We start from the raw sequence: 1,132 nt of genomic DNA, 5'->3' as shown, positions 1-1,132 counted from the left end.
CGCGGTAGGGCGCCGCGGCTGGCGACGGAGCCAAGACGATAGCGCAATGGGGCGTCCTGTCTTGAGATCGAGGGGTTCGACAACCTCACTCAAGACAGGAGCATCCCCATGACCGACCAAGTCATCAGCCCGTTGCGGCGGCGCATGATCGAAGACATGGCGATCCGCAAGTTCGCGCCAAAAACCCAACATGACTACGTGCAAAGGGTCAAGGACTTCGCGGCGTTTCTCGGCCGCTCTCCCGACCTGGCCCAGTCGGAGGACGTGCGCGGCTTTCGGCTGCATCTGGCGTCGAGCGGCGCCGGCGCGCCAAAGATCAACGCCACCGTCTCGGCGCTGCGGTTCTTCTTCAATGTGACGCTGGATCGCCCCGACCTGGCCAAGCACCTGGCGTTCATGCACGAGCCGCGCAAGGTACCGGTGGTGTTGAGCCGCGAGGAGGTCGCGCGCTTTCTGGAGGCTGCGCCGAGCGTCAAGTACAAGGCGGCGCTCAGTATCGCCTACGGTGCGGGGCTGCGCGTCTCCGAGGTCGTCGCGCTGAAGGTCTCCGATATCGACTCCGAGCGCATGATGCTGCGCGTCGAACAGGGCAAAGGCCGCAAGGATCGCCACGCGATGCTTTCCCCGGTGCTGCTCGAACTTCTGCGCGACTGGTACCGCATTGCCCGCCCGCAGGGCTGGCTGTTTCCGGGACTGAAGCCGGCCAGCCCAATGACGACACGCCAGCTCACGCGCGCCTGCCACGCTGCGGCCCACATGGCCGAGATTACCAAGCAGGTGACGCCGCACACCTTGCGCCACAGCTTCGCGACCCACCTGCTCGAGCAGAACATCGATATTCGGGTGATCCAGGTCCTGTTGGGGCACGCCAAGCTCGAGACCACCGCGCTCTATACCCGCGTCGCCACCAACACCATCCGCGAGGTTATGAGCCCGCTGGATCGCCTCACCCCGCTGACACCCAAGAAGAATGAGCCCAGGGATACGCCACCCGCCTAAGCACGACGCGGGTGGCGCCTCTGGCACTGGAAGTCGCGGATATCTTCCGCGGCCGTGGTCCGGCGTGGCGTCAAGCCAATGCCGGCCATGTCAGCCTCCAGCAATTGAAGGTGATGTCGGCGATCGAGAACTG

Annotated in this window: 1 protein-coding gene and 1 pseudogene; both read left to right on the top strand. The window is 64.8% G+C overall.

Annotated features, from left to right (window positions below):
* The first annotated feature begins 108 nt into the window (after positions 1-108).
* A complete protein-coding gene (locus tag SO139_RS46235; protein ID WP_474805058.1) occupies positions 109-999 on the top strand; it encodes a tyrosine-type recombinase/integrase in 891 nt (296 codons plus the stop codon).
* A gap of 11 nt (positions 1,000-1,010) precedes the next feature.
* Positions 1,011-1,132, top strand: a pseudogene (locus SO139_RS46230) (IS91 family transposase); the annotation flags it as partial.

The organism is Bradyrhizobium sp. UFLA05-89 (assembly GCF_059803475.1).
The sequence above is the reverse complement of the archived record's forward strand: the minus strand, read 5'-3'. Positions and strand labels throughout refer to the sequence as shown.